24 protein-coding genes, 1 pseudogene and 1 other annotated feature are annotated in these 22,343 nt (G+C 53.0%); of the genes and pseudogenes, 10 read left to right on the forward strand and 15 right to left on the reverse strand.

Annotated elements, in window-relative coordinates; translation table 11 throughout:
• Window positions 1–78 precede the first annotated feature (78 nt).
• A complete protein-coding gene (locus AC1MDE_RS03610) occupies window positions 79–252 on the forward strand; it encodes a YciY family protein (protein ID WP_097117257.1) in 174 nt (57 codons plus the stop codon).
• Between the two features lie 16 nt (window positions 253–268).
• On the opposite strand, the gene AC1MDE_RS03615 is transcribed toward AC1MDE_RS03610, so the two are convergent.
• Both AC1MDE_RS03615 and AC1MDE_RS03620 read right to left on the reverse strand, forming a co-directional pair.
• Window positions 269–439, reverse strand: a complete 171-nt coding sequence (locus tag AC1MDE_RS03615; RefSeq protein ID WP_167347099.1) for a hypothetical protein — start codon at window positions 437–439, stop codon at window positions 269–271.
• Between the two features lie 3 nt (window positions 440–442).
• Entirely contained in the window at window positions 443–739 is a 297-nt protein-coding gene (locus AC1MDE_RS03620; protein ID WP_058959818.1) for a YciI family protein, read from the reverse strand.
• Window positions 740–944: 205 nt separating this feature from the next.
• On the opposite strand from AC1MDE_RS03620, the gene tonB reads away from it, so the two are divergent.
• On the forward strand, window positions 945–1,664 hold the full coding sequence (gene tonB / locus AC1MDE_RS03625; RefSeq protein ID WP_201785666.1) for a TonB system transport protein TonB: 720 nt from the start codon (window positions 945–947) through the stop codon (window positions 1,662–1,664).
• Window positions 1,665–1,717: 53 nt separating this feature from the next.
• On the opposite strand, the gene yciA is transcribed toward tonB, so the two are convergent.
• The 3 genes from yciA to AC1MDE_RS03640 are packed head-to-tail and all read right to left on the reverse strand — an operon-like array spanning window position 1,718 to window position 3,521.
• Entirely contained in the window at window positions 1,718–2,134 is a 417-nt protein-coding gene (gene yciA / locus AC1MDE_RS03630) for an acyl-CoA thioester hydrolase YciA (protein ID WP_097116990.1), read from the reverse strand.
• A gap of 53 nt (window positions 2,135–2,187) precedes the next feature.
• Window positions 2,188–2,727, reverse strand: a complete 540-nt coding sequence (locus AC1MDE_RS03635) for a septation protein A (RefSeq protein WP_034828850.1) — start codon at window positions 2,725–2,727, stop codon at window positions 2,188–2,190.
• 59 nt (window positions 2,728–2,786) lie between these two features.
• Entirely contained in the window at window positions 2,787–3,521 is a 735-nt protein-coding gene (locus tag AC1MDE_RS03640; protein WP_058959816.1) for a YciC family protein, read from the reverse strand.
• 340 nt (window positions 3,522–3,861) lie between these two features.
• Here AC1MDE_RS03640 and ompW point away from each other — a divergent pair, with 340 nt between their 5' ends.
• The gene (gene ompW / locus AC1MDE_RS03645; RefSeq protein ID WP_034828854.1) at window positions 3,862–4,494 is read left to right on the forward strand and encodes an outer membrane protein OmpW; all 633 of its coding nucleotides are present in this window, start codon (window positions 3,862–3,864) and stop codon (window positions 4,492–4,494) included.
• A 60-nt stretch (window positions 4,495–4,554) separates the two neighbouring features.
• Here ompW and AC1MDE_RS03650 read toward each other — a convergent pair whose 3' ends face one another.
• On the reverse strand, window positions 4,555–4,869 hold the full coding sequence (locus AC1MDE_RS03650; protein ID WP_034828856.1) for a BON domain-containing protein: 315 nt from the start codon (window positions 4,867–4,869) through the stop codon (window positions 4,555–4,557).
• Here AC1MDE_RS03650 and AC1MDE_RS03655 point away from each other — a divergent pair.
• Both AC1MDE_RS03655 and AC1MDE_RS03660 read left to right on the forward strand, forming a co-directional pair.
• A complete protein-coding gene (locus AC1MDE_RS03655; RefSeq protein WP_167347097.1) occupies window positions 4,823–5,035 on the forward strand; it encodes a hypothetical protein in 213 nt (70 codons plus the stop codon). The two genes, AC1MDE_RS03650 and AC1MDE_RS03655, sit on opposite strands and share 47 nt — an antisense overlap.
• Window positions 5,036–5,118: 83 nt before the next feature.
• Complete coding sequence (locus tag AC1MDE_RS03660) at window positions 5,119–5,556, forward strand: hypothetical protein (protein ID WP_479398665.1); 438 nt, start codon at window positions 5,119–5,121, stop codon at window positions 5,554–5,556.
• A gap of 45 nt (window positions 5,557–5,601) precedes the next feature.
• Here the strand turns inward: AC1MDE_RS03660 and trpA are convergent, their stop codons facing one another.
• The 5 genes and pseudogenes from trpA to AC1MDE_RS03685 all read right to left on the reverse strand — a co-directional run bounded on the left by trpA (window position 5,602) and on the right by AC1MDE_RS03685 (window position 12,168).
• Entirely contained in the window at window positions 5,602–6,405 is an 804-nt protein-coding gene (trpA, locus tag AC1MDE_RS03665) for a tryptophan synthase subunit alpha (protein ID WP_479398663.1), read from the reverse strand.
• Window positions 6,405–7,598, reverse strand: coding sequence for a tryptophan synthase subunit beta (gene trpB, locus AC1MDE_RS03670; RefSeq protein WP_479400801.1), 1,194 nt, complete (start codon window positions 7,596–7,598; stop codon window positions 6,405–6,407). Before trpB ends, trpA begins: the two co-directional genes overlap by 1 nt.
• A 45-nt stretch (window positions 7,599–7,643) precedes the next feature.
• A complete protein-coding gene (trpCF, locus tag AC1MDE_RS03675; protein WP_479398659.1) occupies window positions 7,644–9,011 on the reverse strand; it encodes a bifunctional indole-3-glycerol-phosphate synthase TrpC/phosphoribosylanthranilate isomerase TrpF in 1,368 nt (455 codons plus the stop codon).
• Window position 9,012: 1 nt separating this feature from the next.
• Window positions 9,013–10,606, reverse strand: a pseudogene (gene trpD, locus AC1MDE_RS03680) (bifunctional anthranilate synthase glutamate amidotransferase component TrpG/anthranilate phosphoribosyltransferase TrpD).
• Window positions 10,606–12,168, reverse strand: coding sequence for an anthranilate synthase component 1 (locus AC1MDE_RS03685; protein WP_058959809.1), 1,563 nt, complete (start codon window positions 12,166–12,168; stop codon window positions 10,606–10,608). The pseudogene trpD and the gene AC1MDE_RS03685 overlap by 1 nt, the downstream one beginning before the upstream one ends.
• 24 nt (window positions 12,169–12,192) lie before the next feature.
• Window positions 12,193–12,297: a sequence feature (Trp leader region), on the reverse strand.
• A gap of 154 nt (window positions 12,298–12,451) precedes the next feature.
• On the opposite strand from AC1MDE_RS03685, the gene rnm reads away from it, so the two are divergent.
• Window positions 12,452–13,336 carry an RNase RNM gene (rnm, locus tag AC1MDE_RS03690; protein WP_058959808.1) on the forward strand — a complete coding sequence of 295 codons (885 nt, stop codon included), beginning with the start codon at window positions 12,452–12,454 and terminating at the stop codon, window positions 13,334–13,336.
• 12 nt (window positions 13,337–13,348) lie between these two features.
• Window positions 13,349–13,969: an L-threonylcarbamoyladenylate synthase gene (locus AC1MDE_RS03695; protein WP_480344301.1), complete on the forward strand. Its 621-nt coding sequence runs from the start codon at window positions 13,349–13,351 to the stop codon at window positions 13,967–13,969.
• Here the strand turns inward: AC1MDE_RS03695 and AC1MDE_RS03700 are convergent, their stop codons facing one another.
• On the reverse strand, window positions 13,970–14,626 hold the full coding sequence (locus AC1MDE_RS03700) for a serine protease (protein WP_034821503.1): 657 nt from the start codon (window positions 14,624–14,626) through the stop codon (window positions 13,970–13,972).
• Between the two features lie 819 nt (window positions 14,627–15,445).
• On the opposite strand from AC1MDE_RS03700, the gene rluB reads away from it, so the two are divergent.
• The gene (gene rluB, locus AC1MDE_RS03705) at window positions 15,446–16,363 is read left to right on the forward strand and encodes a 23S rRNA pseudouridine(2605) synthase RluB (protein WP_034821500.1); all 918 of its coding nucleotides are present in this window, start codon (window positions 15,446–15,448) and stop codon (window positions 16,361–16,363) included.
• Window positions 16,364–16,399: 36 nt separating this feature from the next.
• On the opposite strand, the gene cobO is transcribed toward rluB, so the two are convergent.
• Both cobO and AC1MDE_RS03715 read right to left on the reverse strand, forming a co-directional pair.
• Complete coding sequence (cobO, locus tag AC1MDE_RS03710; RefSeq protein WP_058959807.1) at window positions 16,400–16,987, reverse strand: cob(I)yrinic acid a,c-diamide adenosyltransferase; 588 nt, start codon at window positions 16,985–16,987, stop codon at window positions 16,400–16,402.
• A complete protein-coding gene (locus tag AC1MDE_RS03715) occupies window positions 16,984–17,748 on the reverse strand; it encodes a YciK family oxidoreductase (RefSeq protein ID WP_058959806.1) in 765 nt (254 codons plus the stop codon). Before AC1MDE_RS03715 ends, cobO begins: the two co-directional genes overlap by 4 nt.
• Window positions 17,749–17,922: 174 nt before the next feature.
• Here AC1MDE_RS03715 and sohB point away from each other — a divergent pair, with 174 nt between their 5' ends.
• Entirely contained in the window at window positions 17,923–18,969 is a 1,047-nt protein-coding gene (gene sohB, locus AC1MDE_RS03720; RefSeq protein WP_479398655.1) for a protease SohB, read from the forward strand.
• A 26-nt stretch (window positions 18,970–18,995) separates the two neighbouring features.
• Here sohB and AC1MDE_RS03725 read toward each other — a convergent pair whose 3' ends face one another.
• Complete coding sequence (locus tag AC1MDE_RS03725) at window positions 18,996–19,244, reverse strand: YciN family protein (RefSeq protein ID WP_058959804.1); 249 nt, start codon at window positions 19,242–19,244, stop codon at window positions 18,996–18,998.
• 370 nt (window positions 19,245–19,614) lie between these two features.
• Here AC1MDE_RS03725 and topA point away from each other — a divergent pair, with 370 nt between their 5' ends.
• Window positions 19,615–22,212 (forward strand): type I DNA topoisomerase, encoded by a 2,598-nt coding sequence (topA, locus tag AC1MDE_RS03730; protein ID WP_479398653.1) that lies wholly within the window; start codon window positions 19,615–19,617, stop codon window positions 22,210–22,212.
• Window positions 22,213–22,343 lie beyond the last annotated feature (131 nt).

The raw sequence follows: 22,343 nt of genomic DNA on the forward strand, positions 1-22,343 counted from the left end.
CAATGAAGCTTTCGATTTGGCATTTTCAATCAGATCTTTATAATGCCTGGCGAGTTTAGCCTGTCTGATGAGGATGTGATGAGACGAAGCAGAAATGAAGTGGCACGCTGGAGAATGTTACGTCAGGTACACCGCCGTCGTGCACGTTGGCTGGAAGGGCAGTCACGTCGCTATAAACGTATCCATGCCATTCGTCATCAGGTCGCGCAGCAGCATCGCCGATCTATCCTGTTCATCACGCAAAATATGTAAGTGGCTTACGCGGCCGTTAAGCGCCGCGTAACACCAGAGAGATATTGACGATCTGTAATGCGGCCGCCAGCACAACGAACATCACGATGTGCTGCCGGGCCTGGCGCCAGCCTTGCTGACGCCAAATCCAGAGTGCTCTGCCAATCAGCGTTAACACCGCTACCAGCAGTAAAACAGACTGCCACATCGATTAAAATACGCGCTTGAACGGTTTGACCGCCACTTTCTCATACACGCCAGCGGCAATGTACGGGTCGTCATTAGCCCAGGATTGTGCGGTTTCCAGCGAGGAAAACTCGGCAATGATCACTGAACCGGTATAGCCTGCCGGACCCGGATCGTTGCTATCGACAGCAGGCATTGGGCCAGCGGCGATCAGTCGACCTTCATCCTGCAGTAACTGCAAGCGCGCGAGATGCGCAGGGCGTACGGAATTGCGTTTTTCCAGTGAATCTGCGGTATCTTCCGCATAAATGACGTAAAGCACGATGGGGTACTCCCGTTAGACTTGCCGAAATTGCGAGACACGTTAAGTGATCGTTAATCAGAGTGCAAATGAAAGATAAATCCACCGTCATATAGCGCAATCTCCGCTAAAAAACGCCTTTCTGCGAGTGGCTTACACATCGCTTATTGAAACTGATTGCTATTTGCATTTAAAATCTGCGCTTCACTCAATGAATATGACTGATATGACGACGTTGACTACGCCTCTTCCTACACGTACCCCCGTAGCTATGATCTTGTCCGTGGTACTCCACGGCTCGCTGATTGCGGGCATTCTCTATGCATCGTTTCATCAGACCATTGAGGTTCCGAAAGCATCCCAGCCAATCAGTGTGACCATGGTGGCACCTGAAGTGCAGCCAGAACCGGCCCCCGCGGTGGTGACGCCGCCGCCAGAGCCCGAACCTGAGCCGGAAGTTGCACCCGAGCCGCCTAAAGTCGAGCCGGTGCCGATTCCGAAACCTGAACCGAAGCCCAAGCCAAAACCTAAGCCAAAGGTAGAGAAAAAGGTCGAGCCGAAGCCGCGTAAGGAAGTGAAGCCGCAGGAGAATCCGGTCAAGCAGGATATCCCGACCACTCAGACGCGTCCGACCACGGCACCGAAGAGTAACCCAGCGCCAACGCAAAACGTCTCTGACGGGCCTAAGGCGATGAACGTGAGCAAACCTGCCTATCCGGCGCGTGCATTTGCGTTACGCGTGGAAGGGCGTGTACGCGTGCAGTTCGATGTGGATAGCGACGGTCGTGTCGATAATGTGGAAGTTCTGTCAGCCGAACCGCGCAACATGTTCGAGCGTGAAGTGAAGCAGGCGATGAAAAAGTGGCGTTATCAGCCGGGTCGTCCTGGCAAAGGCTTGACCATGAACATTGTGTTCCGCATTAACGGCGGTGCTAACATCGAGTAAGCCTGGGTTGAAGGCAAAGAAAAAGCGGTCATTGACCGCTTTTTTTATCGCTGTTAAACGGCAAGATTGGCTTTGCCAGGTGGCAGCGGACGGGATTTCCCGCTGTTATCCACGGCAACGTAAACAAATACCGCTTCAGTGGCGCAATACGTTTGACCGATTGGCTCAGACGAAACCTTCTTGATCCACACTTCTACATTGATGGTCATCGAACTGTTGCCGGTACGTATGCAACGCGCATAGCAGCTCACGACATCGCCCACGGCTACCGGTTTCAGGAACGACATGCCATCAACACGCACGGTGACCACACGACCTTCGGCGATCTCCTTGGCCATGATGGCACCGCCCATATCCATCTGTGACATCAACCAGCCGCCAAAAATATCACCATTGGCGTTGGTATCTGCTGGCATCGCCAGGGTGCGCGACACCATCTCGCCTTGCGGTAATTTATGTTTTTCGTCCATTGCTCAGTTCTTCTGCAGGTGAAGAGAAGCCCGACTGTGCCGGGCGGCGTTGCTTATTTTTGTTCTTGTTGCGGCATCTGTCGCCAGATATACACGCCGCTTAACAGAGTAAACAGTAGGGTCAGGCCGGTCAGACCAAACACTTTAAAGTTAACCCAAAACTCTTGTGATAACCAAAACGCAACATAGATATTTACCAGGCCGCAGACGAAGAAGAAGATGGCCCAGGCAATATTCAATCGACGCCACACAACACCGGGCAACTGCAGCTCTTTACCGAGCATGCGTTGAATCAGCGGCTGTTCCATAAAGAACTGGCTGTAGAGCAGAGCCAACGCGAACAGAGAATAGATCACGGTGACTTTCCATTTGATGAATTCATCGTTATGGAACACCAGCGTCAACGTGCCGAATACCGTCACCAGTGCGAAGGTGAAAAGCGTCATCTTTTCCAGTTTGCGATACAGCACCCAGCTGACCACCAGCGCCAGACCCGTGGCGACAATCAGGGCACCAGAAGCGACAAAGATGTCGTACAGCTTGTAGAAGATGAAGAAAACTACCAGGGGAAGAAAATCGAGTAACTGCTTCATAGCGTTTCCAGTTAGGGCAGGAGCGTTCAATAAAGGCGCTCCGCAGAGCGCCATCGCTGTTAACGTAACAGCATATACAGTCGGTACAAATAGATAATCAGAATCGCTGAGACCAGATTACCCAGCGCGTTCATCACCACCGACGCGATGTTCACCGGTAGCACTGTGAGTGATGAGATGAGGAACATCAGCACAATCTTCGCCAGCAACCACAGCACAATGGCAGGGGCGATAACTTTCATGTTCTTCCATGCCAGTTTCATACTGGCGCGCATCGCGCCAATCACACCCATTTTCTCGCTGACCAGTATCACCGGTGCCAGTGACAGCAGAATCGCCAGAATCACGCCAGGCACCATCAATACCATAAAGCCAATTTGCACCAGCAAGGTAATCAGGAAGGTCTGCAGCAGCAGTTTCGGCAGCAGTGGCGCGGAGGCACCGATTGCTCGCAGGGCACTCACGCGTTGGCCATTGGAGACCAGCGGGATCAGGCACAGCATACCGCCCAGCAGCAGCGTGTTGCCGATCAGCGCGGCAAAGGTGCCGGCTGCGGAAGCGCGCAGCAGGATGCGCTGCTGATCCGGTGACATATTCTGTACCAGCTCAAACAGTGAGGTTGCGCTGTCGTCAGCCTGGCTAAGCAGGGATAACTGGTCTTCGCCTGGGGTTAATGCATGACCGACAATCACCGTAATGAACGACGTCAACAACGCCATCAGCACAATAGTAACCAGCTGATGACGCAGAAAATTTCCTGTGTCACGGTATAACGAGCTTGCCGTGATAGACATGTACTCTCCTTGATGGAACCGGGTTAATTAACCCGGCGATTGTACATGTTCTGTGGGCTGGCGGGCACCCGCAAGACCATAACTTTGTGTCATCTCTGGTAAAGAATGGGGAATTAAAGTTCGTACCCGGTTCATAAAAGCAGCAAAGCCTCTTCATCTGCCCTCAAAACCCCCTCAGCGTTTTTTCTTTCAGGCGCGCAATGCCGAAAATTGATCTGAATCAATTCATTGTTTTTTAAGTGATTAATTTGAATTGATGCAGATGATCTTTTACCAAAAAAGGGTTAGATCTTGTGCCGCAATCCCGATTAAGACCCTACTTTTCTGCAAAGGAGTGATTATGAAACTGGCAAAATGCGCATTGCTACTGGCTCTGGCTATCCCGCAACTGGCACTGGCTCATCAGGCGGGGGATTTTTTCATGCGTGCCGGTAGCGCGACTGTTCGTCCAACCGAAGGCTCTGACAATGTGCTGGGTATGGGCGGCTTTAACGTGAGTAACGACACCCAACTAGGCTTGACCTTCACCTACATGGCGACAGACAACATCGGTGTGGAGCTGCTGGCGGCGACACCGTTCCGTCACAAGGTTGGCCTTGGTGCCACCGGAAATCTGGCTACCGTGCGCCAGCTGCCGCCGACGCTGATGGCACAGTATTATTTCTTCGATAGCCGCAGCCCGGTGCGCCCATATGTTGGCGTAGGTATCAACTACACCACGTTCTACGATGCCAAATTTAATCAAACCGGCCAGGACGCGGGCTTAAGTGATTTAAGCGTCAAAGATTCCTGGGGTGTGGCGGGTCAGGTGGGGATGGATTATCAAATCAACCGCGACTGGATGCTGAACGCATCGCTGTGGTACATGGACATCGATACTGAAGTGAAATTTAAAGCCAACGGTGAACAACAGAATATCAACACGCGCATCGATCCGTGGGTGTTCTTCTTTGGTGTGGGTTACCGTTTCTGAGGCACCCGCTGAAACACAACGGGCGACCCAAAGGCCGCCCGCTGCAGTATCGATACGCTATTACTTAATCTGCATATTGTTAACTACAGATTTGACCCCTGCCACGCTGCGGGTCACCGTCACTGCACGGTTCGCCATCTGCGGTGAGCTGACAAAGCCGCTTAACTGCACTTTTCCTTTAAAGGTTTCGACGTTGATTTCGGTGGATTTCAGCGAGTCGTCATTCAACAACTGTGCCTTAACCTTGGTGGTGATCACCGTATCATCGATATAGCCCCCGGTTCCTTCCTTTGTTGCTGTTGGTGCACAGGCGCTAAGTGTGATCGCCATGACCGCAGCCATTAATAATCCTGCAACGACTTTGAAAAAATTCATTGGTTATCTCCCTGTCTTAGATGGTGTTTCACCGCGACGAGACGGTGCGATTAATTGTGGTATGCGCTTTGCAAATCGGCAAATCGCCTGGGGTGAAAAAGATGGAAATACGCGATTTTTACCACTTATTGATCCAATGACGGCAGCAAGGCAAACGGTAAGCTAAAAAAGCAGGGCAAAACGAATAATAAAACAACAAGACGATAAGCCGACAGGTGCAAATTTAAGCATCAGGCAGGGAAAACAATAATGAAAAAGCGTGCCATTCTGGCGATAGCGACGATTAGCTATCTGTCCTACCTCCAGCTATTTGCTTCACAAATTTTGCCAGTGCCCAGCGCGCAGGCAGAACCGTTGATCAATCCACACCTGGGGACCCTGTGCAAAGCGGCTACCGCGCTGAGCTTTGGTCGCAGCTTCAAAATCATGCAGCTGGATAAGGTGGATGAGCAGGGCGTGGCGTGGGTGCACTATATCCGGCCCTCCGATCAATCACGCTGGGCCGTGCGCTGCCGGGTCCAGGGCGAGAGCGTTATCTTGATGTCAGATAATCCGGATAGCAGTGGTCGCTGGCGCGATGGACCCGAAGACGAGAAGCTGACATGGCAAATCAGAAACGACAAGCTGACGATGAAGCTGACTTATCCTGATGACTCAGGCGATGAGCAAACGTTCAGGCTGGAATAATCAAGAGAAGACCCTATCCGCCATCGCGAACAGGGTCCTGAGGATTTAACGCGTGCCAGCTTTCAGATCGCTGACAAACGCTTTCAATTCCGCTAGCAGCGTGTCGGGATCGTTCTGGTTACGTTCGATGATCTTCACAATAGCTGATCCCGAAATCGCACCCGCCGCGCCTGCCGCGATGGCTTCTCTCACCTGGCTTACTTCTGAGATACCAAATCCCTGCAACGGTGGTGCAGCGTGATATTCGCTCAGCTTCTCAATCAAATGATTCAGCGGCTGGCTGGCGCGATTTTCTGCACCCGTCACGCCCGCGCGCGACAGCAGATAGGTATAACCGCGACCGTGTGAGGCAATCTCCCGCAGCAAATTATCATCCGCATTCGGCGGGCAGATGAAGATGGGTGCAACGTTATGTCGCATCGCAGCCTGACGGAACGGTGCAGACTCTTCAACCGGTACATCCGCCACCAGAACGGAATCAACGCCGACGGCTTCACATTGTGCGTAGAAGTTGTCGATACCTTTGCTGAACACCAGATTAGCGTACATCAACAGCCCAATCGGCAGTTCAGGATACTTCTGGCGCACGGCGGCAAGGATCTCGAAACACTGCGCGACAGTGGTACCCGCCGCGAAGGCACGTAGGGTTGCCCCCTGAATCGTTGGGCCATCCGCCAGCGGATCGGAGAACGGAATGCCCAGCTCTAACGCATCGGCTCCGCCTGCTACCAATGTATCGATGATCTTCAGTGACAGTTCAGGGGTCGGGTCGCCAAGGGTCACGAAAGGAACAAATGCGCCTTCTTTTTTCGCCGACAGACGTTGAAACAGCTGAATATAACGTTCCATCAGATCTCTCCCTTAGCTTTCAAAATATCGTGAACGGTGAAGATGTCTTTGTCGCCGCGACCGGACAGGTTAACCACCAGCAATTGCTCTTTCTCTGGGTTCTCACGGATCATTTTCAGGGCGTGCGCCAGAGCATGAGAGGATTCCAGAGCCGGAATAATGCCTTCTGCACGACACAACTCTTTGAATGCTGACAGCGCTTCATCATCGGTAATCGACACATACTCGGCGCGACCAATGCTGTTGAGATGGGCGTGCTGTGGGCCAACAGAAGGGAAATCGAGGCCGGCTGAGATCGAATAGGATTCTTCGATCTGGCCTTCCTCCGTCTGCATCATTGGCGCTTTCATGCCGAAGTAGATACCGACGCGACCGTGCTTGAGTGGCGCGCCGTGTTCGCCGGTTTCGATGCCGTGACCCGCAGGTTCAACGCCGATCAGACCGACGCTGGTGTCATCAATAAATTCAGCGAACATGCCGATGGCATTTGAACCGCCACCCACACAAGCCAGCACTGCATCCGGCAGACGACCTTCACGCTCCAGAATCTGCGCTTTGGTTTCTTCACCAATCATGCGCTGGAACTCACGCACAATAGTCGGGAAGGGATGCGGACCCGCCGCCGTACCGAGCATATAGTGCGCGGTTTCGTAGCTGCCAGACCAGTCACGCAGCGCCTCGTTACAGGCATCTTTCAGCGTGGCCGAACCACTGTGCACCGGAATCACTTCCGCGCCCATCAAACGCATACGGAACACGTTAGGTGACTGACGTTCGACGTCTTTTGCGCCCATATAAATGCGACACTTCATGCCCAGCAGCGCGCACGCCAGCGCTGAAGCCACGCCATGCTGCCCGGCTCCGGTCTCAGCGATAATTTCATTTTTGCCCATGCGCTTGGCGAGCAGCGCCTGGCCCAACACCTGGTTGGTTTTATGTGCACCGCCGTGCAGCAAATCTTCACGCTTCAGATACAGGCGGGTTTTTGTGCCTTTGGTCAGATTGCTGCAAAGCGTTAATGCGGTGGGACGGCCAGCATAGTTTTTCAACAGATCGGTAAATTCAGCCTGAAATTCAGGATCGCGCTGCGCTTCGACAAAGGCGCTTTCCAACTGGCGCAGAGCGGGCATTAAAATCTGTGGGACATATTGACCGCCAAACTCGCCAAAGTAGGGATTCAATAACGTAGTCATCTTTCATCTTCCTTATGCGGCCCGCACATCGGCGGGCGAGCGAAATTAATAGGCGCGCAGCGTGCGGAATACCGCCGCGACTTTACTGGCATCTTTGATGCCGGGCGCGGATTCAACGCCAGAGTTAAAGTCCAGTCCGGCGCAGCCCAGTTGTGCAGCCTCCACGCAGTTGTCGGCGCTTAATCCGCCGGCCAGCAGCACGTTGCTCAGGTCTTCACCCTGTAGCAGTGACCAGTCAAATCGCTGTCCGCTGCCGCCCTGGCCGTTATCGAACACGTAACGATCTACATGCGGCCAATCGCGGGCTGGAAGGCTGCCGCTGATACTCAGCGCCTTCCAAATTTTCACCTCTTCTGGCAGGGCGCTGCGCAATTCTGCGACGAACGCCTGATCTTCATCGCCATGCAATTGCACAGCAGAAAGTTTGAGTGACGAAGCAATCGTGACAACGTCACTTATGCTGTTATTGCGGAATACGCCCACATACTTCAGTGGTGCAGCCGCTATCACACTTTGAGCTTGTTCAGCGCTGACTTTACGCGGTGAACCTTCGGCGAAAATCACACCGCCATAAATCGCGCCTGCTTCGTGCGCAATGCGCGCATCTTCAGGGCGGGTCAGGCCGCAGACTTTGTTGTCGCCAAGTAAGACGCGACGCACGCCGGCATTGAGATCGGCTTCTTCCATCAGTGCGGAGCCAATCAGGAAACCGTTGGCGAAGTGGCTCAATTCACGCACCTGAGCATAGTTATGAATGCCCGATTCGCTGATGACCGACACACCGTGGCTTAAACGTGGCGCCAACTGGCGGGTACGATTCAGATCAATCGACAGGTCACGCAGGTCGCGGTTATTGATGCCGACCACTTTTGCTTCCAGCGCAATCGCACGCTCCAGCTCTTCTTCATTACTGACTTCGGTCAGTACGCCCATTTTCAGGCTGTGTGCCACCACGGCGAGTTGACGATATTGCTCATCATCCAGCACCGACAGCATCAGCAGAATGGCATCGGCCTGATAGTGGCGCGCCAGGTAGATTTGGTAGGGATCGATAATAAAGTCTTTGCACAGTACCGGTTGAGTAATCGCGGCACTGACGATCGGCAGAAACTCAAAATCACCCTGGAAATACTTCTCGTCAGTTAAGACGGAAACGGCCGAGGCGTGATGACGATAAACGCCAGCGATGGTCGCAGGATCGAAATCTTCGCGGATCAAACCCTTCGACGGTGACGCTTTTTTGCATTCCAGGATGAACACGGTGCGCGTGCCGCGCAGCGCATCGTAAAAGTGGCGTCCTGCAGGCTGCAAGCTGTTCTGGAAGGTCGCCAGCGGCTGCTGTACCTTGCGCGCTTCAACCCAGACGGCTTTATCCTGAACAATTTTCTCTAAAACGGTGCCCTTGATACTCATCTCATCCTCTCGCTGCCAGAGCAACAACGCGCTCGTAAGCCTGACCACTGCGAATTGCGGTGATGGCGCGCTGAGCGTTGTCGCGCAAATCTTCATTTCCGAATACTTTCAGCAACATTGCGACGTTCACCGCAACTGCCTGCTCATGGGCTGGCTGGCCTTTACCCTGGAGCAAACGCGCCAGAATGTCACGGTTTTCTTCCGGCGTGCCGCCCGCCAGGGCTTCTTTATTATGGAAGCCGAAACCGAAGTCTTCAGGCGTCAGCTGATAACTGGTGATTTCACCGTCACGCAACTCAGCGACCTGAGTCGCACTATGAAGCGCCACTTCATCCATACCGCCGCCATGCACCACTGCCGCACGCTGATAGCCAAGCACCTTCAGGGTTTGGGCAATCGGCAGCACCAGTTCCGGACTGTACACGCCGATAACCGCCAGTGGGGGCCGCGCCGGATTGATTAAAGGGCCCAGCACGTTAAACAAGGTGCGGGTTTTTAACTGTTGACGCACTGGCATCGCGTGACGGAATCCGCTGTGATATTGCGGCGCAAACAGGAAGCAGACGTTAAGATCGTCCAGTGCCTTACGCGCTTTTTCAGCGGGCATATCCAGATCGATACCAAAAGCCGCCAGCAGATCGGACGAGCCGGATTTACTCGAGACGCTACGATTGCCGTGCTTGGCCACTTTCAACCCGCAGGTTGCGGCGACAAAGGCGCTGGCGGTGGAGATATTAATGCTGTTGCTGCCGTCACCGCCGGTGCCAACGATATCGGCGAAAGTGTAATCCGGACGCGGGAACGGTTTCGCATCTTCCAGCAGTGCCGTAGCGGCACCCGCGATCTCTTCCGGGCGCTCGCCACGGACTTTCATCGCAATCAGCGCGGCGGCTAGTTGGGTCGGCTCGAGCTGACCTTTAATAATGGCGCTAAACAGCTGATGGCTTTCCGCCTGGCTCAGGGTTTGTGCCTGGTAAAGTTTTTCCAGAATAGTTTGCATCATAATCTCCCTATTATTTCGCCAGCGCCCAGGCCAGCGTTTGCTCTAACAAACGTGCGCCCTGGGTGGTGAGAATGGATTCGGGGTGGAACTGGAAGCCACACACTCGGTCAGCATCGTGTCGGACAGCCATCACCATGCCGTTGTAGCTGGCGTTAACGGTCAATTCGGCAGGCGTATTGCTGCCCACCAGCGAGTGATAACGGGCCACCGGCAGCGGATTGCTCAGGCCGCTAAACATCGCTTGACCGTCGTGATTAATCGAAGAGGCTTTGCCGTGCAGAATCTCACCGGCCTGGCCTACATGACCACCATAAGCCTCAACAATCGCCTGATGACCGAGGCAGATGCCGATAATCGGCAGATGACCACGCAGTGCTTGCAGTAACGCAGGCATGCAGCCGGCATCTTTCGGTGCGCCGGGACCGGGGGACAGCATCAGCACCGGATTTTCCATTTGCTGCAGTCGTTCAATGAGTACGTCAGCCGGCACGTTATTGCGGTAAATCACCACGTTATGGCCAAAGGTACGCAGCTGATCAACGAGGTTGTAGGTAAAGGAGTCGATATTATCGAGCAACAGGATATCGGCCATCAGAAAATCTCCTTGCAATGATGGGCTGTGGCGATGGCACGTAATACCGCGCGCGCTTTATTGCGGCTTTCATCCGCTTCAGCCTGAGGCTGGGAATCCAGTACCACACCGGCACCGGCTTGCACTGTGGCAACGCCATCTTCCACCCAAGCGGAGCGAATCACGATGCAGGTATCCAAATCGCCGTGTGCGGTGAAATAACCTACCGCACCGCCATAGCTGCCGCGACGCGTACCTTCTTTTTCAGCGATTAACTGCATAGCACGCACTTTTGGTGCGCCGCTTAAGGTGCCCATGTTCATGCAGGCGCGATAGGCGTGCAGGACATCAAGATCGTTACGCAGCGTGCCAACCACGCGAGAGACCAGATGCATCACGAAAGAGTAACGGTCGACTTTGGTCAGGTCTGCCACATAGCGGCTACCAGGCACGCAGATGCGAGCCAGATCGTTACGCGCCAGATCCACCAGCATCAGGTGTTCCGCCAGCTCTTTGTGGTCGGTGCGCATTTCCAGTTCGATACGGCTGTCGAGATCGCGGTCCAGTGAACCATCGGCATGTCGGCCACGTGGACGCGTACCGGCAATCGGGTAGATCTCAATCTGACGTGAAGTGGCGTCATACTTGAGTGAGCTTTCTGGTGAAGCGCCAAACAGCGCAAAGTCCTGATCCTGCATAAAGAACATATATGGGCTGGGATTGCTGTGCTTCAGCGTGTCATAAGCGGCCAGCGGAGAAGGGCACGGCAGCGAGAAGCGGCGTGATGGCACCACCTGGAAGATTTCGCCGATGCGAATCGCTTCCTGCATTTCACGCACCACATTGCAATACTCTTCATCGCTCTGGTTGGTGCTCAACGCCATTTGCTCAACGCGCTGAACCGGCAAAGCCGGGGCAGGCTGCGTCATTTGACCACGCAGCTGCTCAACACGGCCCTGCAAGCGCTGGAATTCGCTGGTGGAGGGGCTGAACAGACTGGCCTGCAGGCGAGCGCTGCGCGTCTGGTGATCAATCACCAGCAGGGTTTCTGCCAGGTAGAAGCAGTAATCCGGGCAGCTTTGCTCATTACGCAGCTCGGGTAAATCTTCAAATCCGGCCACCAGGTCATAAGCAAACAGGCCGCCGAGGAACATCGCTTCACGCTCTTCCTCTGGGCTGTTCACCAACTGCGGAATCAGGCGCAGCGCGTCGAAAACAGACAATGCTTTCAGACGTGAATCTTCATCGTGCAACCCCTGAGGCAGCGGGAAATGCAGCACGCGGCCATCCGGGCGCGCTTCAATACTCACATCCTGCGGCAACGCTTCATCCAGCAGCGGCAGAATGGTGCGACCGTTTTCTGACAGCGCCTGTAATGTCACCACGTTGCCCAGTGCGCTGATGCGCAGGGCGCTATCCACAATCAGTAAGCTTTTCAGATTCTTTTTGCTGTCGATGTCGGCAGATTCAAGCAGCAGCGTTGCCGGACGTGCGCCGCAAATTTGATGGAACACTGCGGCCGGATCTTCGCGGTAGGGCGCGGTACCGGTAATCAACTTCAATGTAGGTTTCGCATTAGCCATTATTGTCATCTCTGAATTTCGCTCAAAAAAAAGCCCGCTCGGTGGCGGGCTCAGGTATCTGCACAATGGTTACGCATGTTGTGCACGACGACGTCGCCCGTTTAAAGGATTATCGCGCCACCAACCTTTTGCATGCGTACCAAAATTAGCCATGATGAGATACCCGTTACGTGTGAACTTGTGTACTAGTTAACTGGTTCAGATGAAAAAAGTCAATACCCTTTTTCAGTCAGGGTCAAAATCGTTATGATGCCAGCCGAGTTAAGTTGCTGCTGGAGTTACCTTGTCGGATATTGCCCGTTTTCCCCTTTACGATTTACACAGCCATACCCAGGCGTCTGACGGTTTGCTGACCCCTACCGAGTTGGTGCAACGTGCCGTCGAAATGAAAGTAGGGGTACTGGCGATTACCGATCACGACACCGTTGCTGGCGTGGCAGAAGCGCAATCCGCTGTGCAGCAACAGAATCTACCGATTCGTATTCTGGCCGGATTAGAGGCCTCTACATTGTGGGAAAACCACGAAATTCATATCGTAGGTTTAAATGTGGATTGCCAGCATCCGGCACTGACCTCGTTTCTTGAGCAACAGCATCAATGCCGCGTTGAACGGGCTCAGCTGATTGCAGAGCGTCTCGAACGTGCCCGCATTCCTGATGCGTTGGCTGGGGCGCAACGCCTGGCGCAGGGCGGTGTCATCACCCGCGGTCATTTCGCCCGTTATCTGGTCGAGATGGGTAAAGCCGATAACATGGCGCAAGTGTTCAAGAACTATCTTGCCCGTGGGAAAACCGGCTATGTGCCGCCGCAATGGTGTACAATTAAACAAGCTATTGATGCCATTCATCATTCTGGCGGCGTTGCGGTACTCGCACATCCGGGTCGCTATGGACTGTCTGCAAAGTGGCTTAAGCGATTGATTGCCCATTTCGCCGAGGTCGGTGGTGATGCAATGGAAGTGGCGCAGTGTCAGCAGGCACCCAACGAGCGCACGCAGCTCGCGACTTATGCGCGCGACAATAAGCTGGCGGGATCGCAGGGATCAGATTTTCACCAACCCTGTCCATGGATAGAACTGGGGCGCAAATTATGGTTGCCAGGCGGCGTTGAACCCATCTGGGAGCGTTTTCCTGAGCTAGCGCCCGCCGTAACTCTTGCAGACAGGTGACATGAGGTTTTTATGAGTCAATTTTTTCACATTCATCCAGATAATCCGCAACCGCGTCTGGTCAATCAGGCAGTCGATTATCTCAATAAAGGTGGCATAATCGTCTATCCCACCGATTCGGGTTACGCGCTGGGCTGCAGGTTGGAAGAGAAGAACGCGATGGAGCGTATCTGCCGTATCCGGCAGTTAGATGGCAACCACAATTTTACGTTGATGTGTCGCGATCTGTCTGAGCTTTCGACGTATTCGCAGGTGGACAATACTGCATTTCGTATTCTAAAAAATAATACGCCGGGCAGTTATACCTTCATTCTCAAAGCGACCAAAGAGGTGCCGCGTCGTTTGATGAATGACAAGCGTAAAACTATTGGTTTGCGCGTACCTTCCAATCCGGTGGCGCTGGCGTTACTGGAAAGATTGAATGAGCCGATGATGTCTACTTCGCTGATGTTGCCCGGTAATGACTTCACGGAATCGGATCCGGAAGAGATTCAGCACAGCATCGGTAAGCTGGTGGATCTGATCATTGATGGCGGCACGTTAGGGCAGCAGCCGACGACGGTGATCGATCTCACCAGCGATGTACCGGTTGTGGTTCGTGAAGGGGTCGGCGACACGCGCCCGTTCCTCTAATCACGCGTGGTCAGGCGGCGTTAACGTCGTCTGGCCAATATTCTTTTCCAGCCAATGTTTAAAATCACCGTACGGAATATACAGCGAAACATCTTTCAGAATGACTTGTTTGCTGCGCACATTGGAAATTTCATGGCTGTAGCCCACAATCACTCCGCCAATTGTCTGGTCAGCATTATATACCGCGCCCCCCGACATTCCCTGTACAACGCCAGCATTTGATGCCATTGCCATGCACGGTTTTTTATTCCATTTATTGGTAATAGCGGTGCGCGCTAAATTAACACCACTTGATTCCACGGGCATGGCTGAAATAAAGCTGTAGCCGTACATCTTAATGGGTTCACCGACTTTGCTGGTGCGGAATTTTGCCAGCGTTTCCGGGCTATTCTTATGATAGATAATGGCGACGTCGCAATAAGGATGATAAGCCTTCACACGCTGTACGGCAGTGGTGGCGACGTGCGCAGCTGTCAGGCTGTACTCTGGTGTTAAAGGGATGGTTGTACCGAGGATACCCAGACCCAATACCGTCGGGATGCCTGTCACGCTCATATCCACGTGTTCAAGCGCCGCTCGACTATACTCAGTATGGCCCACGGAACAGCCGCTCAGTGCCAGCGCCGCGAGGGCAGGCCAAAGCAGAGAGGTTTTCATGATAGTCATCTTCTTTTAAGCATGTCAGGAAAATCCCTGGTGAAGACTTTCGACATGCAAATTAAATTCATTCCGTGAATGAATAAACGCGTCAATTCCTGCGTGCGCCGGTTTATATTATCAACAATGCCACAGTGATTTTGTTAGTGGCTTGTTAGAGAAACGAGTGTAAATAGTAAAGGTTACGCTTTTATAAATACGGCACACTCTGTTTCAGGCTTAAATTTTACACAATTTTTTTATCAGAACAATTCATCAAATTTAATCTGAATCAAATAATGCGAAAATACAGACTTAATCCAACCTGCAGTTCCAATTAACTGGTAATTTAAAATTACTGGACTAATGAGCCTTATTTATCCCGGTTAATTAGTTTTTTATCCTGTTTTGCAGTTTGGGTTTAGATTTTATGTTTGGGATTATCCTTAAGCGTGGTGCGCAATCCTAGCAGACCAGTCTTGAAAAGCGCTAATGTATCACGGGTCTAAAGTGGGGGTAATAACCAGGCATATAGAGCCAAGAGTAAATGATAAAAATTCAGTCACTTGGCGCATAAAGAAGAGAAGTGTGGTTGGTGTATCTATAAGCAGCGTAAATGTTTAGGCATATGGCACTAAACGGGTGACGCAGCCTTTGGCCTTTATTATCGGCAGCAAAGGAAAAGGTGTTAACGAAACTTGTGTTAGTGTAAAATCGCGGGCCGCCTGAGATGGCATGCGCTATGCTCAGCGGTAACAGATTCTGATATGGGAACTGGTAATCCCCGTATCGTACCTCTTCTTACCACGACGCCTGGGAAGGCGACAACGAGGCATCTCCATGAGTGAGAAACTACAAAAAGTATTAGCGCGTGCTGGTCACGGTTCACGCCGCGAAATCGAAACGATGATTTCAGCCGGACGCGTCAGCGTCGATGGCAAACTGGCGACGCTGGGCGATCGCATTGAAAATGATAAATCCCTGAAAATTCGTATTGATGGCCATCTGGTTTCGATTGCTGAATCCGCCACTGAAGTCTGCCGCGTGCTGGCGTATTACAAACCAGAAGGCGAACTCTGTACCCGTAACGATCCTGAAGGGCGTCCAACGGTATTCGACCGTCTGCCGCGTCTGCGCGGTTCACGCTGGATCGCTGTGGGTCGTCTGGACGTTAACACCTGTGGTCTGATGTTGTTCACCACCGATGGTGAACTGGCGAACCGTCTGATGCACCCAAGCCGTGAAGTTGAGCGTGAATATGCGGTGCGTGTATTCGGCGAAGTGGATGACGATAAAATTCGTCAGCTCAGTAAAGGTGTGCAGTTAGAAGATGGCCCGGCATCGTTCAAAACCATTAAGTTTGCTGGCGGTGAAGGCATCAACCAGTGGTATAACGTCACCCTGACCGAAGGACGTAACCGTGAAGTCCGCCGTTTGTGGGAAGCCGTAGGTGTGCAGGTTAGCCGCCTGATGCGCGTCCGTTATGGCGATATTCAGTTGCCAAAAGGGTTACCTCGCGGTGGCTGGATGGAGATGGAATTACCGGCGGTTAACTACCTGCGTACGCTGGTGGATATGCCGGAAGAGACGGTGACGAAAGTCGCGGTTGAAAAAGACCGTCGTCGTACTAAAGCCAATCAGATTCGTCGCGCGGTAAAACGTCATAGTAATGTAAGCGGCAGCCCACGTCGCGGCGGCAGCAGTAGCAGCCGCAACAGCAGCACGCGGACCAGTGGAACTAACAAGCGCGGTTCCTGATATGCCCGTGACGCCGCATGCAGCGGCGTCACTGTTTTACCAATCTATTCCCTGCTGAGCCTGAATGCCTGCATCAAATGCATGCTTAACCGGGCGCATCTCGGTCACGGTATCCGCCATCTCGAGCAAGGTTCGATGGCAGCCTCGACCGGTGATAATCACACTTTGTTGAACCGGACGTTGTCCCAGCACGCGCACCAGCTCATCCAGATCCAGATAATCCATACTAACCATGTAGGTGATTTCATCGAGGATCACTAAATCCACATGCTCATCGGCAAGCATACGCTTTGCCGCCTGCCAAACCTGTTGGCAGGCGGCAGTATCGGTCTCCCGATTTTGAGTATCCCAGGTAAAGCCGGTGGCCATCACCTGAAATTCCACGCCATGCTGTTCCAGCAAATTGCGCTCACCATTTGGCCATTCACCTTTAATAAACTGCACGGCGGCAACGTTTTTACCGTGCCCGCAAGCGCGTAAAGCCGTACCAAAGGCGGCGGTGGTTTTGCCTTTGCCGTTGCCGGTGAACACCATCAAAATGCCGCGCGCTTCTGTCGCGGCAGCAATCCGCGCATCAACCTGTTCTTTTAAACGCTGCTGTCGTTGCTGATGACGATCACTCATGCGCTGGCTGGCCCCGGTTTACGTCCCGGCTGGGCATCAAAACTGATCCCGGTTTTGCGACGGCTGTCATCACCCATCAAATAAAGGTAAAGCGGCATCAAATCAGCAGGCGTTTTCAGTAAACTGGCATTTTCTTCCGGGAAAGCACTGGCGCGCATTTTAGTGCGAGTGCCACCAGGATTGATGCAATTTACCCGCAGATGACGATTTTTATACTCATCCGCCAGTACCTGCATCATGCCTTCGGTGGCGAATTTCGACACCGCATAGGCCCCCCAGCCTGCACGGCCGGTACGGCCGACGCTCGACGTGGTAAACACCAGTGAACCGGCGTCTGATTTCAGCAGCAGCGGCAGCAAGGCCTGAGTTAAATAAAAGGTGGCGTCAAGATTGATCTGCATCACCTTGCGCCAGACGGCAGGATCGAGTTCCGCCAGTGGGACGATCTCACCCAGAATCCCGGCATTGTGCAGTACACCATCGAGCCGTGGCACCAGGGAGGCGATCTGATCGGCCACCTCAGCGCAGCTTTCTGGCGTGGCATGCGACAAGTCCAGCAGCAAATGGGATGCGGGCTTCTTATTCAGCTGATTGATGGCGTGTTCAGTCTGCTGCAGCGTTTCGGCGTTGCGGCCCATCAAAATGACGCGTGCGCCATAGCGCGCATAGGTCAGCGCCGCTTCGCGGCCAATGCCGTCAGAAGCGCCGGTGACGAGGATAATGCGATTTTCCAGCAGATCGCTTTTCGGTTGATAATGCACAGCGATGTCCTTTGGCAAGTCAGAGGGTTTTGGGCTTTATGCCTCAATTTGTCGCCAGGTGCAATCACCGCGCCTCGCATTCTGTGCCGCCTGCGGGCATTTCAGGCGACGAAAGTCGTTAAAGCGGGTAAACTCAGCCATTGTTTGTAATTCACTGTTTAATAAGGCGGCAGAATGGATTTACTCTCCAGTTATGGATTATTTCTGGCCAAGGCCGTCACCGTGGTGGTGGCGTTCGCAGCTATTGTTCTGATTGTGCTCAATGCCGCGATGCGTAAACGCCACAGCGGTGGTCAACTGCGCTTTACTCATCTCGACGATGATTATCGTGAAATGAAGGAAGACCTGCAGTTGGCGAAGATGAAGCCACAGGCGCAAAAAGTGTGGCTGAAGCAGCATAAAAAAGAAGAGAAGCAAAAAGCCAAAACCGAGAAGCGCAATGCCAAAGCTGGTGTGAGCGAAGCCGCTAAACCGACACTCTATGTGATGGAGTTTAAAGGCAGTATGGATGCGGGCGAAGTCAGTTCTTTGCGTGAGGAGATCTCCGCGGTGCTGGCGGTGGCTGTGCCGGGTGATGAAGTCTTGCTGCGTCTGGAAAGCCCGGGTGGCGTGGTGCACGGTTATGGCCTGGCCGCTTCTCAGCTGCAGCGTCTGCGTGATGCGGGCCTGCAGTTAACTGCCGTCGTCGATAAAGTGGCGGCGAGCGGGGGTTATATGATGGCTTGTGTCGCGGATCGCATCGTCGCGGCGCCATTCTCTATCATTGGATCAATTGGTGTGGTCGCGCAGATCCCCAACTTCAACCGTCTGCTGAAACGCAATGATATCGACGTTGAACTGCACACCGCGGGTCAATATAAGCGCACGCTGACCTTGTTTGGTGAGAACACCGATGAGGGACGTGAAAAATTCCAGGAAGATCTCAACGAAACCCATCTGCTGTTCAAAGAGTTTGTCCAGCAGATGCGTCCGACACTGGATTTGGAAAAAGTGGCCACCGGTGAACACTGGTATGGACGCCAGGCGCTGGATTTGGGGCTGATTGATGAGATCGGCACCAGCGATGCGCTGATTATCAAGCAGATGGATCGGTTCAATGTGCTGGGCGTGCACTATGCGCGGAAAAAGAAAATGATGGATCGCTTCACCAACAGCGCCAGTCTGGCGGCCGAGCGGTTAATTCTGAAAATATGGCAGCGTGGTGATAAGCCACTGTTGTGAGCAAGCCCGGCAAATGCCGGGCTTTTTTATGCCAGGTGATAGCGTGAGGAGAGCTCAACGGCAAGGGATTTAAACACGTTAAACACAGCGGTGGTTTTCGCGCTCGGCAGGCCTTCTTCATCTAAGAAGTAAGGCCCACGAAACACCAATACCTCGCCCTGCTGAATCACGTCATTCGCTTCCATCCCGGCTAAATAATCGTCGTGCTGTTTGATCATTTGATTGGCTATTTCCAGTAACGCCTGGCGTGAAATGGATTCCGTTTCTACTGACATTGTTGACCTCTTTTTTGACAGCAATCGTTCTCCTTCTATATTACTAGCGAGTTGCGCTGTTCATCAAATCAACGTCCTTCAGCAAAACTGGCGCAAAATTAATCAGAATGCTAATTAAGTTGCGTAACGGATTTTATCAGGTAGAGTGTGGGCGATTCAGCTTTCAGGGAGATCACACCCGGATGTGTGATGCTGTCAGATGGAAAACCCGCTTCTAATCATAAAGTTGCATAAGTCGATGCAATCTGACCTGAGATTATCCCCGCTGCCTTGAAAAGTGAAAAGCTGGCAGCAATATTGAACCCGTTGGGTTTTGGGGCACCGAATCCTCTCCCGTTTATCAGGACGTTTCAATTAGGTAAAGGTACATATGGGTAAAGCACTCGTAATCGTTGAGTCCCCGGCAAAGGCCAAAACAATCAATAAATACCTCGGTAATGACTACGTGGTGAAATCCAGCGTCGGTCATATCCGTGATTTGCCGACCAGCGGTTCAACTGCCCGTAAAACTACCGACGGGGAAAAGGCGAAAACAGGAAAAAAGGTTAAGAAGGATGAGAAGGCCGCATTGGTCAGCCGCATGGGGGTCGATCCCTGGCATGGCTGGGAAGCGGACTATCAGATTCTGCCGGGTAAAGAAAAAGTCGTAGCCGAACTGAAAAGCCTTGCCGCCGATGCTGACCACATCTACCTCGCAACGGACCTTGACCGCGAAGGGGAGGCCATTGCCTGGCACCTGCGGGAAGTGATCGGTGGCGATGACAAGCGGTTTAGCCGCGTGGTGTTCAACGAAATCACCAAAAATGCGATTCGTCAGGCGTTTGAAAAACCGGGCGAACTGAATATTGAACGTGTTAATGCGCAGCAGGCGCGTCGCTTTATGGACCGCGTGGTGGGTTACATGGTTTCCCCGCTGCTGTGGAAGAAGATTGCCCGTGGCTTGTCGGCGGGTCGTGTTCAGTCTGTAGCTGTACGTCTGGTGGTCGAACGCGAGCACGAAATCAAAGCGTTCGTGCCGGAAGAGTACTGGGAAATCGACGCAGATTTCTCTACGCCGAAAGGCGACACGCTGGCGATGCAGGTCACGCATCAGGGCGACAAAGCCTTCCGTCCGGTTAATCGCGAGCAAACTCATGCTGCGGTATCCGTGCTGGAGAAAGCGCGTTACGAAGTGCTGGATCGTGAAGACAAACCGACCAGCAGCAAACCTTCTGCACCTTTTATTACCTCGACGCTGCAGCAAGCGGCGAGTACTCGTCTCGGTTTTGGCGTGAAGAAAACCATGATGATGGCGCAGCGTCTCTACGAAGCGGGTCACATCACCTATATGCGTACTGACTCCACCAACCTGAGTCAGGATGCGGTGGCGATGGCACGCGGCTTTGTGGAGAAGAGTTTTGGTAAGAAGTATCTGCCAGAATCGCCAATCACTTACGCCAGTAAAGAGAACTCGCAGGAAGCTCACGAAGCGATTCGACCTTCGGATGTCAACATCCAGGCAGAACAGCTGAAAGACATGGAAGCTGATGCGCAGAAACTGTACCAGCTGATCTGGCGTCAGTTTGTGGCCTGCCAGATGGTGCCGGCGCAGTATGACTCCACCACCCTGACGGTGGGTGCAGCAGACTTTAAACTGAAAGCGAAAGGCCGCACTTTGCGTTTCGATGGCTGGACAAAAGTGATGCCAGCCCTGCGTAAAAACGATGAAGATTTGACGCTGCCACCGGTCAATGTCGGCGACATGCTTGACCTGAAGGAGCTGATGCCAAGCCAGCACTTCACCAAGCCGCCAGCCCGCTTCAGCGAAGCTTCCTTAGTCCGTGAGTTGGAAAAACGGGGTATTGGCCGTCCATCGACCTATGCCTCAATTATTTCCACCATTCAGGATCGCGGTTACGTGCGGGTAGAAAACCGCCGCTTCTATGCTGAGAAGATGGGTGAAATTGTCACCGATCGCCTGGAACAGAATTTCCGTGAACTGATGAACTATGACTTCACCGCGCGCATGGAAGACAGCCTTGACCAGGTTGCTAATAATGAAGCGCAGTGGAAAGCGGTGCTGGATTCCTTCTTCAGCGATTTCAGTCAGCAGTTAGGTCAGGCCGAGAAAGAGCCAGAAGAGGGCGGCATGCAGCCGAACCAGATGGTGCTAACCTCGATCGACTGCCCGACCTGTAGCCGCCAAATGGGTATCCGTACCGCGAGTACCGGCGTATTCCTCGGCTGCTCGGGTTATGCATTGCCGCCGAAAGAACGCTGCAAACAGACCATCAATCTGATTCCGGAAAATGAAGTGCTCAACATTTTGGAAGGCGATGATGCTGAAACCAATGCGTTGCGCGCCCGTCGTCGTTGTCAGAAGTGTGGCACTGCGATGGACAGCTACCTGATCGACAATCAGCGCAAATTACATGTCTGCGGTAATAACCCGGAATGTGACGGCTACGAAATCGAACAGGGCGAATTCCGCATCAAAGGTTATGACGGCCCGATCGTAGAGTGTGAAAAGTGTGGTTCCGAAATGCACCTGAAAATGGGGCGCTTCGGCAAATACATGGCCTGCACCAACGACGAGTGTAAAAATACGCGTAAGATTCTGCGCAATGGTGAAGTTGCACCACCGAAGGAAGACCCGGTACCGTTGCCTGAGCTGGCGTGTGAAAAATCAGATGCCTACTTTGTATTGCGTGACGGTGCGGCAGGGGTATTCCTGGCGGCCAACACCTTCCCGAAATCGCGTGAAACGCGTGCGCCGCTGGTGGAAGAGCTGCAACGTTTTGCTGACCGTCTGCCGGAGAAGCTGAAATACCTGGCGGAAGCGCCAGCGGCGGATCCGGAAGGCAATAAAACGTTAGTGCGTTTTAGCCGTAAAACTAAGCAGCAGTATGTTTCCTCCGAGAAGGAGGGTAAAGCGACTGGCTGGTCGATGTTCTATATCGACGGTAACTGGCAGGAAGCGAAGAAGTAATTCCCTCAAGGCCAGCATCTGCTGGCCTTTTCATCATCCTTATAGCTAATCGTTCTACATTCTTTCTTTAACTGATATAGTGGTTATAGCTTTTTTCGTTTCGCTGACACGCTTTCCCTCCTCAACCCTTA

This window comes from Pantoea folii (assembly GCF_056678875.1).

Bases quoted from the DNA above. Each gene is read 5' to 3' on its own strand.
- AC1MDE_RS03610 (WP_097117257.1), top strand. From the start codon at position 79: ATGAGACGAAGCAGAAATGAAGTGGCACGCTGGAGAATGTTACGTCAG.
- AC1MDE_RS03615 (WP_167347099.1), bottom strand. From the start codon at position 439: ATGTGGCAGTCTGTTTTACTGCTGGTAGCGGTGTTAACGCTGATTGGC.
- tonB (WP_201785666.1), top strand. From the start codon at position 945: ATGACGACGTTGACTACGCCTCTTCCTACACGTACCCCCGTAGCTATG.
- yciA (WP_097116990.1), bottom strand. From the start codon at position 2,134: ATGGACGAAAAACATAAATTACCGCAAGGCGAGATGGTGTCGCGCACC.
- AC1MDE_RS03635 (WP_034828850.1), bottom strand. From the start codon at position 2,727: ATGAAGCAGTTACTCGATTTTCTTCCCCTGGTAGTTTTCTTCATCTTC.
- AC1MDE_RS03640 (WP_058959816.1), bottom strand. From the start codon at position 3,521: ATGTCTATCACGGCAAGCTCGTTATACCGTGACACAGGAAATTTTCTG.
- ompW (WP_034828854.1), top strand. From the start codon at position 3,862: ATGAAACTGGCAAAATGCGCATTGCTACTGGCTCTGGCTATCCCGCAA.
- AC1MDE_RS03655 (WP_167347097.1), top strand. From the start codon at position 4,823: ATGACCGCAGCCATTAATAATCCTGCAACGACTTTGAAAAAATTCATT.
- AC1MDE_RS03650 (WP_034828856.1), bottom strand. From the start codon at position 4,869: ATGAATTTTTTCAAAGTCGTTGCAGGATTATTAATGGCTGCGGTCATG.
- AC1MDE_RS03660 (WP_479398665.1), top strand. From the start codon at position 5,119: ATGAAAAAGCGTGCCATTCTGGCGATAGCGACGATTAGCTATCTGTCC.
- trpA (WP_479398663.1), bottom strand. From the start codon at position 6,405: ATGGAACGTTATATTCAGCTGTTTCAACGTCTGTCGGCGAAAAAAGAA.
- trpB (WP_479400801.1), bottom strand. From the start codon at position 7,598: ATGACTACGTTATTGAATCCCTACTTTGGCGAGTTTGGCGGTCAATAT.
- trpCF (WP_479398659.1), bottom strand. From the start codon at position 9,011: ATGAGTATCAAGGGCACCGTTTTAGAGAAAATTGTTCAGGATAAAGCC.
- AC1MDE_RS03685 (WP_058959809.1), bottom strand. From the start codon at position 12,168: ATGGCTAATGCGAAACCTACATTGAAGTTGATTACCGGTACCGCGCCC.
- AC1MDE_RS03695 (WP_480344301.1), top strand. From the start codon at position 13,349: ATGAGTCAATTTTTTCACATTCATCCAGATAATCCGCAACCGCGTCTG.
- AC1MDE_RS03700 (WP_034821503.1), bottom strand. From the start codon at position 14,626: ATGAAAACCTCTCTGCTTTGGCCTGCCCTCGCGGCGCTGGCACTGAGC.
- rluB (WP_034821500.1), top strand. From the start codon at position 15,446: ATGAGTGAGAAACTACAAAAAGTATTAGCGCGTGCTGGTCACGGTTCA.
- cobO (WP_058959807.1), bottom strand. From the start codon at position 16,987: ATGAGTGATCGTCATCAGCAACGACAGCAGCGTTTAAAAGAACAGGTT.
- sohB (WP_479398655.1), top strand. From the start codon at position 17,923: ATGGATTTACTCTCCAGTTATGGATTATTTCTGGCCAAGGCCGTCACC.
- AC1MDE_RS03725 (WP_058959804.1), bottom strand. From the start codon at position 19,244: ATGTCAGTAGAAACGGAATCCATTTCACGCCAGGCGTTACTGGAAATA.
- topA (WP_479398653.1), top strand. From the start codon at position 19,615: ATGGGTAAAGCACTCGTAATCGTTGAGTCCCCGGCAAAGGCCAAAACA.